Source organism: Sphingomonas soli NBRC 100801, assembly GCF_001591025.1.
Taxonomy (GTDB): domain Bacteria; phylum Pseudomonadota; class Alphaproteobacteria; order Sphingomonadales; family Sphingomonadaceae; genus Sphingomonas; species Sphingomonas soli.
This window is the reverse complement of record NZ_BCTZ01000017.1, coordinates 58,057-71,693: the sequence shown is the minus strand read 5'-3', so window position 1 is coordinate 71,693 and position 13,637 is coordinate 58,057. Positions and strand designations below refer to the sequence as shown.

Here is a 13,637-nt window from a genome sequence, read left to right as displayed (position 1 = left end):
GTGCAGCAGATTCCGATAGGGACGAACGGGAGGGGACAGGTGCGGCTTAGCCAGGTTGAACATGCGCCGCTGACGGGGGCGGTCATGAGCGCGTATCGCGATGTGATCGGTGCGTTCGGCTCGCAGAACTCGCAGGACCTGATTGGGCGGGCGATCAATACGATCGCGCCGATCGACCGCTTCTACGTCTCCGAGCGCGCCGACCCGTTCAAGCCGCCGCACCTGATCGCGCATTGCATCGAAGGCGGCCTGGCAAACCGGATGGACGATTATCTCCAGCGCTATTTCCGGCGCGATCCGATCGCGCGCGCGATCGAGGCGGCGAGCGAGGACGGCGCGACCGTGGTGCTGCGCGTCGGCCCCGAGGATATTGACGAGACCGAATATCGCCGCCCCTTTTATGACGAGGCCGCGGTGGTGGAGCGGCTTTCGTTCGTCCAGAGGCTGGCCGATCGCTGGCTGGTCATGAACATCGCGCGGCGCGCGCCGGCTCCTTCGTTCAGCGATGACGAGCTGACTGCTTTCGCGAGCCTTAGCCAGTTGCTGCTCCCGGTCGTGGCGCGCCAGGCGGAACTCGATCCCGCGCCGCAGCGCCCGCACATCCTGGGCGTCGAGGAAATCGAGGAGCGCTTCGCCACGCAATTCCCCGAGCTGAGCCCGCGCGAGCGCCAGGTTTGCGCCCGCACGGTGGTCGGCATGACGTCGGAGGCGACGGCATTGTGCCTCAATATCGGGATCGGATCGGTGCAGACCTATCGCAAGCGCGCATTCCAGCGGCTCGAAATCTGCAGCGCATTCCAGCTCGCGCACCTCGTGATGCACTGAGCCGACCGGGCCTGTATCCTCGGCGAGGGACAGACCCCTAATTCCCGGGCTGATATCGCCCGCTCTTAACAAGGAAGCGAGCGGCGGGCCTGTCCGGCAAGGCCGCTTCGATCTTCGGTGCGCGTGAGGATCGAGAATGCGGATTTCTGTGTTGCTCCCGGTCGTTTGCGGCGGGCTCGTCATCGCCGGGAGCGTTGCGGCTCAATCGGCAAAGGAACCGCCGCGGTCCGATGCTCGCGCGGCGCTGGTGCTCGCCCGCCAGGGCTCGTTCGAGGCAGGCGGCCGGATCATCGGTGACGCGGAAAAGTCGCAGTCCTGCGATCATGGGCATGTCGAATATCAGATCCCGGTAAAGGCCCGCGCGCTGCCGTTGTTCCTGTGGCACAGCTCCAGCGCGGCGGTGTGGCAACGGCGCTGGGACGGGGGTGAGGGGTTCCAGAGCATCTTCCTGCGCCGGGGCTTCGCCACCTATGTCTGGGACGGCCCGCGCGTCGGCCGTGCGAACTATGGGTGCGAGGATTACACCTATCAGGCGATGCCGGGGCGCGATGAGGCCGGGTTCGTCGCGTGGCGGTTCGGCCCGCGTCCGATGGAGTGGTTTCCCGGACTCCAGTTCCCCGCCGGTGATCCGGAAGCGTGGAACCAGGCGCGGCGCGCGCGCTATGACGAGTTCGATACCGTGCAGAATGCCGAGATCGAAGCCGCAGCTGCCGCGAAAGCGCTGGACCGGATCGGTCCGTCGGTACTCGTCACCAATTCCGCGGGCGGCCTGAGGGCGATGCTGACCGCGATCAAATCGGACAATGTCGCCGCGATCGTCGCTTACGAGAATCCCGGCTTCGTTCTGCTCGACGAGGGGCAGCCGAAGATCGAGCCCGGCCCGTACGGCCCGGTCTACGTCTCCGCGCCGGAGTTCGACCGGTTGACCCGGATCCCGATCCAGCTGGTGTGGGGCGACAATATCGGCAAGGCCGGAAACTGGCATCGCTCCTACGCCGCGTCCCAAGCGTTCGTCCGGACGATCAACGCTCGCGGCGGCAAGGCCGAGATCCTCCACCTGCCGGACAAGGGGCTACGCGGCAACACGCATATCCCCTTTGCAGATCTCAACAACGTCGCGGTCGCCGATCTGCTGTCGGCCTTCCTGCATCAACACGGGCTCGACCGTCGCCCGAAACGCGGCGCGCGCCAATCAGGAACCTTCCGCCCATGACGCATATCGACGCGACGCACCGGGCCGATCTGCGGACCTGGGTTCCGGGCGCTGACGGACATGCAGACTATCCGGTGCAGAATCTGCCCCTGTGCGCTTTTTCGACTGGGGACGGGGTGCCGCGCGGCGGAACGGTGATCGGCGATTATGTGCTCGACCACGCGGCACTCGCGGCTTCCGGGCTGCTCGATGCGGAAGAGACGGAGCTGGTCACGATCGCAGCGGCAGCGAGCCTCAACGGCTATTGCGCGCTGCCTGTGGCGAAGCGGCGAAGGCTGCGCGCGACCCTCTCAACGGTGCTGAGCGGATCCGAACCGGTGGGAGCGGAACGGCTGCTGGTGGAGCGAAAGGACGCGCAATTCCATCTGCCCGCCGAGGTGGGCGACTATACGGACTTTTTCGCGGGCATCCATCACGCGCGCAATGCCGGCAGGATGTTCCGCCCGGACAATCCCCTACTCCCGAATTACAAGCATGTACCGATCGCCTATCACGGTCGCGCCTCCTCGGTCTTGCCTTCCGGCGCGCCGGTGGTACGCCCGGCGGGGCAGCGTGCGGCGCATGGCGCGACGGTGCCGGATTTCGGACCCAGCACCCGGCTGGATTTCGAACTGGAACTGGCCATCTGGATCGGTGGCGGGAACGCGCCTGGAGAGACGATCCCGATCGAACGCGCAGGTGAGGAAGTGGTCGGCTTCGGGCTGCTCAACGACTGGTCCGCCCGCGATATTCAGGCGTGGGAAACGCAGCCGCTCGGCCCTTTCCTTGGCAAGAATTTCCTGACCACGGTATCGCCCTTTCTGGTGACCGCCGAAGCGCTGGCCCCCTTCCGCACCGCGCAGCACCCGCGCGACGCTGAGGACCCGGAACCGCTCCCCTATCTCCAGAATGCGCAGGATCAGGCGAGCGGCGCGTTCGACATCCAGCTCGAAGTGCTGATCGCCACGGCAGCGATGCGCGAAGGCGGGCTTGCGGCGCACCTGCTGACGCGGGCGTCGACGCTCGACCTGTACTGGACGCCCGCGCAGATGCTCGCCCACCACGCCTCCAACGGATGCCCGTTGCGCCCGGGGGACCTGTTCGGAACCGGCACCGTTTCCAGCCCCGCACCCGACGGGCATGGCAGCCTGCTCGAAATGACGAAGGGCGGCCGCGAACCCGTCATGCTACCGAATGGCGAGGTCCGCACCTTCCTGGAACCGGGCGACGAGATCATCCTGCGCGGGCGTTGCATCCGCCCCGGCTTTGCGACCATTTCGCTTGGCGAGGCATCGGGCATCGTTACCGCATAAAGCGGCCCCCGCGTACCATCCGACCCGCTGATCAGGCACGCTTGCTCCCATCGACGCGCCTGCCCCCGCAGGCCGTGCACGCCCGCGCGCCCGAAACGTCCGCCTGCAAACACAAAGTCGTTGCGATACCGATACTAACAATCTAAATTGGACATCTGTTTCAAATAACTTGCTGCGCCTGACTGTATTCTTTGTTCAAGGCTGCGCAATTGTGCAGATGAGGAATGCGATGGGTAGAACGATCTGCATCATAGATGATGATGAAGCAGTAAGATCTTCCCTGAGAGACCTATTTTCTTCGCAATCTGATCTGGTGATCCGCGCCTATGCATCGGGAGATGTGCTTTTGCGGGAGGCGGACTCGCTTGAACCCGCAGTGTTATTGCTTGACATCCATATGCCGGGGGCAAGCGGGATCGACGTGCTCAATGCTACCCGCGCCATGGGAAAATTCGTGACCGTCGTGCTGACGGGCCAGGGCAATGTCGACGTTGCCGTAGAAGCGATGAAAGCCGGCGCTTTTGATTTCGTCGAGAAGCCGTTCGACGTCGAAACCTTGATGCAGCGCGTGGCGGACGCATTCCTTCGGCTGGAGAGCGACGGAAGTATGGCAGCGCGCATCGGCGCGGCGAAGAAGGAGATCGCCAAGCTTTCCCCGCGCGAGAGGGACGTGCTCGCCGGACTGATCGAGGGAAAGGCAAACAAGGTGATCGGATACGATTTGGGCATCAGCCCCCGCACGGTCGAGATTTACCGTGCCAATCTGATGGACAAGTTGGGTGTGCGCAGCTTGCCCGAGGTCCTGCGCGTCGCGTTCGCGGCGGGTCTGATCCAGGACTGAGAGATATTCTGGAGAAATCTTCCAAGCCTAGCGTGGCCAATACACACGCGAAGCCGTGATCCGGAGAGGAACTGGCGGTGGACATTGTTGGCAATCCGCACGCAGCGCGCTGCTTTGACGCCCGGCCTGGGCTCAATCGAATTGGAGCGGAAGGCGTGGTCCTGGAGGAGAGGTATCGCCCAATTTCCGGCTCAAGCTGCACAGATGGGGCGCGTTGATCAGGGCGGCCACATGGCGGCGAAAGCCGATGCGCAGCGCAGCCATTAGGGGAATAAGCGCGTGAGGGGGGAATTGCCGAGCTCCGTATTGCTTTTCAAGGTGCGCGACCGGCTCTGCGCGTTGCCGATCGACCATGTCGGCGAAACCATGCGCCCGCTCGCCGTGGAATCGATCCCCGCCGCGCCGGCGTTTGTTTTGGGGACCTCGATGATCCGCGGCACGCCCACGCCAGTGATCGATGCGGGGGCGCTGATGGGACAGGATGGGCAACCGGCCTTCACCCGATACATCACGCTCCGCACCAGCCAGGCCCCCGTCGCCTTGGCGGTGGAGGCGGTGCTCGGCAGCCGTGCGCTTTCGCCTGCTTCGTTCCGGCGGCTCCCGCCTTTGCTGGGAGAGGCTGGCGGCGGCATTGTAGATATGCTCGCGTCGCTCGATTCCGAGCTTCTATCGGTGCTGAGACTGGCCCGATCCGTAACCGAGCGTGCGCTGCAAGCGCTGCAAGGCGGGGCACAGAAATGAGCGCGCCGCCCGGACCCGCCGAATTGAGCGCTTTCGCGGAGATAATCCTCCAATCGGTGGGACTCGATTTTGCCGCGGACAAGCGCGCACCGCTGGCGGACCTGCTTCGCGCCCGCGTGCACGAAACCGGATTATCCGTTCGCGGCTATCTGGAAATGATCCGGAAGCCGGAGCGATCGAAGAACGAATTGCGGATCCTCGCGCAAGAACTGACCATCACCGAGACATCTTTCTTCCGCAATCCCGATCAGATCGACGCTTTTGCGCAGGTGGCGCTTCCGGATCGGATCGCGGCGCGATCGGATGTACGGCGGCTGCGGCTCCTGTCTGCGGGCTGCTCCTCTGGAGAGGAAGCCTACACGCTTGCCGCCTGCGTTCAGGAGCACCCCGCGCTCGCAGGCTGGGATGTGCCCATCCTCGGCATCGACATCAGCTCGCGCGCCCTGAAAAAGGCGAGGACGGCGCGCTATTCGCCATGGTCGCTTCGGCAGACGCCGTCGCCGCTGCGTGCACGCCTTTTCAAAGAGAGCGGCGGCAGCTTCCTGCTCGACCGCACCATTCGCGAGCGGGTCAGTTTTGAAGAGCGCAATCTGACCGCGGACGATCCATTGTTCTGGCATCCTCGCGCGTTCGACATCATCTTCTGCCGCAACGTCTTGATGTATTTCTCGGTCGAGGTTGCGCGCAGCGTGGTCGCGCGCCTTGCGCGCAGCCTTGCGCCGGGGGGCTTCCTGTTCCTGGGGCATGCGGAAACCCTGCGCGGGCTTTCGAGCGAGTTCAGCCTCTGCCAATCACACGGCACCTTCTATTACCGGCGCGAACCGGCCGCGCCTTTGCCGAAACAGGCCGGCGCGGTTCCAGCATCGCCGCCAAGCTTTATGGACGCCGCTCCGGTCGAAGATCGTTCATGGTTCGGAGCGATCCACAACGCCTCGCGCAGGATCGAAACGATTACCGCTAGGACCCGGCGGCCGCGCAGCGAAAGCCAAGCGGCGCCGGAAAGTCACCGGAGTGACGCAGCGCGCGAGGCGGCAATCGATCTGCTCCGCCGCGAACGCTATGCGGAAGCGCGGGAATTGCTGAGCGCGCTTCCCGTTCCGCTGGCGCGCGAGCCTGGGATGCTGCTTCTCAAGGCCGTAATAGAGACCCATGTCGGCGATCTGCCTGCGGCGGAGCGGACGTGCGAGGAACTGCTCTGGCTCGATCCGGGGTGCGCGGGCGCGCATTATCTGAAAGCGCTGTGCCGCGAGAGCGCCAGCGACAGCCAGGGCGCCGTCCAGCACAATCGCGCTGCGGCCCGGCTAGACCCAGACTTTGCCATGCCGCGGCTCCATCTCGGTCTGCTCTCGCGCCGCGCAGGCGACAGCCGCACCGCCCGGGACCAATTGCGCCAGGCGCTGGCGCTGCTCGATCGCAACGTGGGTGATCAGGTCGGCCTGTTCGGCGGCGGGTTCAGCCGCAGTGCGCTGATGACATTATGCCGCACCGAGCTGGCGGCATGCGGAGGTGCAGCATGAGCGACCTTGCCGCCAAACTGCGCGAGGCATTCGATCGCAGCTTCGCCGCAACGCCAGGCGCAGAGGAAGCGCCCCCAGTCGACCTGCTGGCGATTCGAGCCGGCGGCAAGCATTATGCGATCGCGCTTGCAGACGTCGCCGCGCTGGTCAGCGACAAGCAGATTACGCCGCTGCCGAGCGCGCGGCAGGAATTGCTGGGCGTCGCCAATCTGAGCGGAGACATTGTCCCGGTCTATGGGCTGAGCGAACTTCTCGGCGACGGCGGGGGCGACCGCCCACGGTGGATCGCAATTGCCCGGCATATGCGCGCGCTGGCCTTCGCCTTCGAGGCGTTTGAAGGACATTTGCGCGAACCTGCGGAGTGGATCGCGCAGGCGCAGCAAAGCGCGCGCCGCCGCCATATCAGCGCCAGCCTGACCGGAAAGCAGAAGCGACCGGTCATCAGCCTGCGCTCATTGATCGAAGACATCGAAAGCAGCTCGCAGACGAGCGATGCCGGAGGGGAGAAATAGTCATGGCGAAGAACTGGACGTTCGGCCGGATTCTGGCGGCGGGCTACGGGCTTATCGGGCTGGTGCTCTTGTTCGTGGCCATTGTCGGCTACACGAGTACTGCGACCACGCTCGAGAAGGAGGCGCTGGTCGATCACGCGCAGCAGGTGCGCCGCAATCTGCTGAAACTCGTCGCGCAACTCACCGACGTCGAGACCGGAGCGCGCGGCTTCGCACTCGTCGGCAAGGACGAATATCTCGTTCCCTATGAGGCCGGATCACGCGAGGCCCGCAATACCCTCACGACGCTACGCAACCTTACGACCGAAAATCCGGGGCACCAGCGCCAACTGGCCGAACTGGCGCCGCTGATCGAGAAGCGCATCGCAGATGCGCAGCAGGTGGTGGAGATCAGGCGGACGCAGGGCAGCGAAGCCAGCCAGCGACTGGTCGCCACAGAAACCGGCAAGGAGCTGATGGACCGGATCCGCGCCATCACCGGGAGCATCGACGCGGAGGAAAACAGCGTTCTCCAGGAGCGCGCGCGCAACGCCGAGGAAAGTGCGTTCTGGGTAAAGGCCTTCATTCTGTGGGGCGGGTTGATCGGGGTGGCGCTGGTCGCGCTGACCGGGTGGTTGACGATTGCCCGGCTGAAGCGGCGCATCGGAGGCGCGGTGGGACTGATCGAGAGCTCTTCGGCGGAACTTCAGGCGGCCGCAAACCAGCAGGCGACGGGCGCGAAGGAGCAATCGAGCGCGATGAGCGAGATCGCGACGACAATCCGCGAGCTGATCGCGACATCGCGGCAGATCGCGGAGAGCGCGCAGCGCGTGGCGCAGGTGGCCGAGGATACCGACACCGCCGCCCAGGCCGGCGAGCAGACCGTCGACAGCGCGAATGCATCGATCTCCGGCATCCGCCGCCAGGTCGACCAGATCGTGAGCCACATGCTCGATCTGGGCAGGAAATCGCAGCAGATCGGCTCGATCCTCGACATTGTTTCCGAACTCGCGGAGCAGACCAACATCCTGGCGGTGAACGCGACGATCGAAGCGGCGGGCGCAGGCGAGGCGGGCAAGCGCTTTGGCGTGGTGGCCGACGAGATCCGCAAGCTTTCCGACCGCGTCGCCGGATCGACCAAGGAAATCCGAGTCCTGATCGATGATGTACGCACCGCGGTGAACACCACCGTGATGGCCACCGAAAGCGGCTCCAAGGCGGTGGATGCCGGCGCGCAGGAGTTCGAGAATGTCGCCGCCGCGTTCAAGCAGATATCGGGGATGGTCTCGACCACGACCGACGCAGCCAAGGAGATCGAGCTTTCCACCAAGCAGCAGACAAGCGCTGTGGAACAGGTGAACATCGCCACGTCGAACGTGGCCCAGGCGACCAAGGAGACCGAGGCCAGCGCGGCTCAGATACTCCAGACCGCATCCGAACTGGCAAATCTCTCGCGCGATCTGGCGCAGCTGATCCAGGCCGGCTCGCGGGCGTGACACCCCCAAAAGATCCGTTGCGGTTCTTCCGCGTCGAGGCCCGGGAAATCTCGGAAGAGCTGGGCCGCGGCGCGCTGGAGATCGAGCGGCAGATCACGCCCGAGGCGGTCGCGCGGCTCATGCGGCTCGCGCATACGCTCAAGGGTGCCGCCAGCGTCGTCAGGCAGCGCGTAATCGCCGACCTGACGCATGCGCTGGAAGATTCGCTCGCGGCTCTTGAGGGGCAGAAGCGTCCCTCCCGCGCGGCGATCGACGCAATCCTAGCGCATGTCGATGCGATTGCGGCCGAGGTGGAAGCGCTAACCCCTGCCCCGGCCAGCCCCGCCGCCGCGCCGAAGAACGCAGCGCCCGCCGCCAGCGACGAATATCTGGGAGGGCTAAGCGCCGACCCCGACGAACTGGATGCGCTGACCCGCGGCATATCGGAGGCGACCGTGCAATTGCACGGATTTCGTGACGCCGCGCTGCTGGTAGAACAGGCGCGCGACATGTCCCGCGCGCTCGCCGGGGACGGGCGGGACGCTTCGCGCGCGATGCTCGTGCCGGATGCGCGGCACCGACAGATCGTGGAGGACCTGCCCCGCCTGCTCGCCGAGCTCGAGCAGCGCCTCAAGTCGACCACCGACCAGGCCGAGCGCGAGCTGCGCACCGCGCGCGACGCTGCCGACCGGCTTCATTTGATCGCGTGCCACACGGCATTCGGCGCGCTCGAACGCGCGGTGCGCGACTCCGCGCAGGCGCTTGGCAAAAAGGCCGAGCTTAGTTTCCGGGGAGGCGACGTGCGGCTCGACGGCAAGGTCCTGGGGCTTGTCCACCGCGCGCTGGTGCAGCTCGTCCGCAACGCGATCGCCCACGGCATCGAGGCTCCGGCGGAACGCATCATGGCGGGCAAGCCCGAAGCGGGACGCATCGAGATCGAGGTCGTCCGCCGGGGCAACCGGATCGCATTCTTGTGCAGCGACGATGGCGGCGGCATCGATCTCGATGCGCTTCGCCGGGCGGCCGAAGCGCGCGGCGCGCTGCCCCCTGGCGCGGACGCCGCCGGCGAGGCCCAGCTTCTGGATTTGCTGTTCGATGGCGGCCTTTCGACCGCGCAGGGAGTAACCGAGGCCTCGGGCCGGGGCGTGGGTCTGGGCGTCGTCCGGGAGGTCACCACGCTTTTGAAGGGTAGCGTTGCGGCGCGAACCGCGAGGGGGAGCGGCTCCACGATCGAACTGCTGGTGCCCGTCTCGCTCGCGGCAATGGATGCTCTGCTCGTCGAAGCCGAGGGGCTGACCGCTGCAATCCCGATAACGGCCACGCGCCGCACCGTATGGCTCGCCCCGGGCGCGGTGTCGCTCACCGCAGATGGAGCATCGATCGTCGACGAGGACACAGTCATCCCGTTCATCGCCCTGCCAGAGATCCTCGACCCGGCGCACCGGCTCGGGGCGAACACGAGCGAAATGACCACCGCGGTGGTGATCGGCAATGAATCGCAGCGCGCGGCGATCGGCGTGCACGGTCTGAAGGGCACCGCCGGCATCGTGGTGCGCCCCGCGCCGGCGCTCGCGCATGCAGAACCCGTGGTGGCGGGCGTCTATCTCGATCCCAACGGCGTGCCCCGGCCGGTCATCGAAGCCGAGGCGGCCGTCGCGGCAGCGCTGCGCAGCAAGCCCGTGGAAAATGCGGGCAAACGGCGTCGGCTCGCGCCCATTCTGGTCATCGACGATTCGCTGACGACGCGCATGCTCGAGCAGAGCATCCTCGAATCTGCGGGATATGAGGTAGAGACGGCCAATTCGGCCGAAGAAGCGCTGGGTAAGGCACGGAAAAGACGCTATTCTCTGTTCATGGTGGATGTCGAGATGCCCGGCATGGATGGCTTTGCGTTCGTGGAAGCGACGCGCGCCGATCCGAAGCTGAGCGCGGTCCCGGCGATCCTGGTCACCTCGCGCAACTCGCCCGAGGACCGCCAGCGCGGCACGGATGCCGGCGCACACGGCTATGTCGTCAAAAGCGAATTCGATCAGCGCAGGGTTCTCGAGATGATCCGCGGGCTGGTGAAGTAGCGATGGCGAAGATCCGCGTCCTGATCGTCGAGGATTCGCTGACCGTCCGCGAACGGCTGGTCGAAGTGCTGTCAAGCGACCCGCAAATCGAAGTCGTCGGCACCGCCGAAGACGGCAAGCGCGCGATCGAGCTGTGCCAGGATCTGCGGCCCGACGTGATGACGGTCGACATGATGCTGCCGCTGATGACCGGCGTCGCGGTGACCGAATATGTCATGGCGCATTTCCCCACGCCGATCCTGGTGGTTTCCGCTTCGACCAATCGCGGCGAGCTGTTCCGCACCTATGACGCGCTGGCCGCAGGCGCCGTCGACGTGCTCGACAAGCCGTTGGGTGACGAGGAAGACGGCAAATGGGAGGCGCGGTTCGTAGCGGCGGTGAAGCTGGTTTCGCGCATCAAGGTGATCACGCATCCGCGCCTGCGGATCGGCGCGTTGGGGGACGCAAATCGCAGCCCCAGGCCGACGGCCGCGGCCGCTCCGAGAAAGGCCGCGCGAGGCAGCGATGTCGTCGCCATCGGCGCATCGACCGGCGGTCCGGGTGCCGTCGTCGAGATCCTTCGCGCGCTGCCCGCAGACTATCCCCTGCCGATATTGCTGGTGCTGCACATCGGCGAACCGTTCGGAACCCTGTTCGCCGACTGGCTCGATGCGCAAACGCAGCACCCCGTGGCCTATGCCCGCGACGGCGAAAGGCTGGGATCGCAGCACCGTATCGTGATGGCGCCGCCCGATCGCCACATGCTGATAGAAGACGGCGTGCTGCGGCTGAGCTCGGCGGCGGAGCGCTATTCGTGCCGCCCATCGGTGGATGTGCTGTTTGAATCGGTTGCGCGCGAATATGGCAGCGCCGCGATCGGATGCCTGCTGACGGGAATGGGGCGCGACGGCGCGTCCGGGCTTCTGGACATCCGGCGCGCCGGGGGCCGCACCATCGCGCAGGATGAAGCAAGTTCGGTGGTGTATGGCATGCCGCGCGAAGCGGCGCAGATCGGCGCCGCCGAACGCATCCTTCCCTTGGCCGAGATCGGACGGGCGCTGATCGCGCTGGCGCCGGGAAAGTTGCGCAGATGAACACCCGGGTCCTGATCGTCGACGACAGCTTCACGGTTCGCATGAACCTCAAGGAAGCGTTCGAGGAAGCCAACCTCACCGTCAAAGCCTGCTCCACGCTCGGCGAAGCCCGGGAGGTGCTTTCGCGCGAGGAGTTTGGCCTGATCGTACTCGACGTGCGCTTGCCTGACGGCGACGGGGTCGAGTTTCTTGCCGAGATCAAGGCAGCCCCCGGGACGAACGCCGTCGCAGTCATGCTGCTGTCGAGCGAGACCGAGGTGCAGGACCGGCTGCGCGGGCTGAGGACGGGGGCCGACGAATATGTCGGCAAACCCTATGACCTGAGCTATGTCGTCGCGCGCGCGGGCGAATTGCTGCGCCGCGCCCAGACCGACGAGACACTGGTCGGCCAGACCATCCTGGTGATCGACGACAGCCCCACCTATCGCGAGCAGCTGAAGCAGGCGCTTGAGGATGCAGCCTATCATGTGCTGACGGCCAGTTCGGGCGAAGACGGCCTGCGGCTCGCCGCCGCCGCGCGGCCCACGGCAATGGTGGTGGATGGCGTGCTGCCAGACATTGACGGCCCATCGGTGATCCGGCGCGTGCGGCTGGATGCGGCGCTGCGCCGCATCCCGTGCATCCTGCTGACCGCATCGACCGATCTGGCGGCGGAGGTCCGCGCGCTCGACGCGGGGGCCGATGCGTTCGTTCGCAAGAGCGACGAGATCGAAATCCTGCTGGCAAGGCTCGGAGCCGTGCTGCGCAGCGCCGAACGGCTGGACGCCGGCGAGCTTGCCAGTCCCAGCCTGCTTGGCCCCAAGAAGATTCTCGCCGTCGACGACAGCGAAACCTATCTCCAGCATCTCGCCAGCGAGCTGCGCGCCGAGGGATATGATGTTGCGCTTGCGCGCTCCGGCGAAGAGGCGCTCGAACTGCTGGTAGAGCAGCCCGTGGATTGCATTTTGCTGGACCTGATGATGCCCGGCATGGACGGCCACGACACATGCAGGCAGATCAAATCGGTTCCGCTGCTGCGCGGCACCCCGGTGATCATGCTGACTGCGATGGAAGACCGGGAATCGATGGTGCGGGGTCTGGACGCCGGCGCCGACGATTATATCTGCAAGTCCAGCGACTTCGACATCCTGCGATCGCGCGTGCTGGCGCAACTCCGCCGCAAGCAATTTGAAGACCAAGCGCGCCTGATCCGGGAGCAATTGGCGCAGAAGGAACTCGAAGCCGTGGAGGCTCGCGCAGCGCGCGAGCTGGATGCGATGCAGGCCGTGCTGGTCGAGCGGCGGCGCAACGAGATCGCGGTAAGCCAGTTGCAGAGCGAGCTGGCGCACGTATCGCGGTGGAACGCGATGGGCATGATGGCGGCGACGCTGGCGCACGAATTAAACCAGCCCCTGACCGCGGGCATGAACTTCCTGGAAGTCGCGCGCCGTCGCTTGAACGTCGAGGACATGGACCATGCCGCAGCGGAGATGGTGGAAAACGCATCGCGCCAATTGGCGCGCGCGGGCGATATCATCCGGAACCTCCGTGATTTCATCGAGAAGCGCGAGACGAACCGCACGGTCGAGGACCTGAACAAGGTTGTCGAGGAAGCCATCGCGCTCGGCACGGTGGGCACCGCCTATTCGAGCACCCGGCTCGAGGTCGATCTTGCCCCAGGGCTTCCGCCGATGTTGCTCAACAAGGTCCAGATCCAACAGGTTATCGTGAACCTGTGCCGCAACGCGATGGAGGCGATGCGCCGCAGCCAGCAGCGGGTGCTGACGATCGCAACGCGGCTCGATGATCGCCGCTCGGCGCTAATATCGGTTTCGGACACCGGGCCGGGCATAGACGGCGAGGTGATGAAGCGGCTCTTCCAGCCCTTTACCACTACCAAGAGCGACGGAATGGGCATCGGCCTGAAGATCTGCCAGTCGATCATCGAGGCGCATGCGGGCAGGATATGGATCTCTCCGAACGACCAGGCCGGAGTGACCTTCAACTTCACCCTGCCAACCGAGATGCTGGAAGCTTCCGGCTAAGTAATCCGGCGCTTCGAAGGCGCGGAATTGGGCGCTGGGTAGCAGGAAGCGGCGCTTGCCTGGGGTCAGAACT

General features: G+C 65.5%; 11 protein-coding genes. All 11 read left to right on the top strand.

Annotation, left to right across the window (positions count from 1 at the left end; all coding sequences use genetic code 11):
* Positions 1–84: 84 nt before the first annotated feature.
* Entirely contained in the window at positions 85–825 is a 741-nt protein-coding gene (locus SSO01S_RS13380) for a helix-turn-helix transcriptional regulator (protein WP_157073779.1), read from the top strand.
* Between the two features lie 136 nt (positions 826–961).
* Positions 962–2,038 carry an alpha/beta hydrolase gene (locus tag SSO01S_RS13375; protein WP_083943058.1) on the top strand — a complete coding sequence of 359 codons (1,077 nt, stop codon included), beginning with the start codon at positions 962–964 and terminating at the stop codon, positions 2,036–2,038.
* Positions 2,035–3,330 carry a fumarylacetoacetase gene (fahA, locus tag SSO01S_RS13370; RefSeq protein ID WP_066799536.1) on the top strand — a complete coding sequence of 432 codons (1,296 nt, stop codon included), beginning with the start codon at positions 2,035–2,037 and terminating at the stop codon, positions 3,328–3,330. Before SSO01S_RS13375 ends, fahA begins: the two co-directional genes overlap by 4 nt.
* A 217-nt stretch (positions 3,331–3,547) precedes the next feature.
* Positions 3,548–4,171, top strand: coding sequence for a response regulator transcription factor (locus SSO01S_RS13365; protein WP_369404252.1), 624 nt, complete (start codon positions 3,548–3,550; stop codon positions 4,169–4,171).
* Positions 4,172–4,450: 279 nt separating this feature from the next.
* A complete protein-coding gene (locus SSO01S_RS13360) occupies positions 4,451–4,912 on the top strand; it encodes a chemotaxis protein CheW (RefSeq protein WP_083943056.1) in 462 nt (153 codons plus the stop codon).
* Complete coding sequence (locus tag SSO01S_RS13355) at positions 4,909–6,429, top strand: CheR family methyltransferase (protein ID WP_066799531.1); 1,521 nt, start codon at positions 4,909–4,911, stop codon at positions 6,427–6,429. Before SSO01S_RS13360 ends, SSO01S_RS13355 begins: the two co-directional genes overlap by 4 nt.
* Complete coding sequence (locus SSO01S_RS13350; protein ID WP_066799529.1) at positions 6,426–6,941, top strand: chemotaxis protein CheW; 516 nt, start codon at positions 6,426–6,428, stop codon at positions 6,939–6,941. Before SSO01S_RS13355 ends, SSO01S_RS13350 begins: the two co-directional genes overlap by 4 nt.
* Positions 6,942–6,943: 2 nt before the next feature.
* Positions 6,944–8,416 carry a methyl-accepting chemotaxis protein gene (locus SSO01S_RS13345; RefSeq protein WP_066799527.1) on the top strand — a complete coding sequence of 491 codons (1,473 nt, stop codon included), beginning with the start codon at positions 6,944–6,946 and terminating at the stop codon, positions 8,414–8,416.
* Positions 8,413–10,467, top strand: coding sequence for a hybrid sensor histidine kinase/response regulator (locus tag SSO01S_RS13340; protein WP_083943052.1), 2,055 nt, complete (start codon positions 8,413–8,415; stop codon positions 10,465–10,467). Before SSO01S_RS13345 ends, SSO01S_RS13340 begins: the two co-directional genes overlap by 4 nt.
* A gap of 2 nt (positions 10,468–10,469) precedes the next feature.
* Complete coding sequence (gene cheB, locus SSO01S_RS13335; RefSeq protein WP_066799523.1) at positions 10,470–11,540, top strand: chemotaxis-specific protein-glutamate methyltransferase CheB; 1,071 nt, start codon at positions 10,470–10,472, stop codon at positions 11,538–11,540.
* Complete coding sequence (locus SSO01S_RS13330) at positions 11,537–13,564, top strand: response regulator (protein ID WP_066799521.1); 2,028 nt, start codon at positions 11,537–11,539, stop codon at positions 13,562–13,564. Before cheB ends, SSO01S_RS13330 begins: the two co-directional genes overlap by 4 nt.
* Positions 13,565–13,637: the final 73 nt, after the last annotated feature.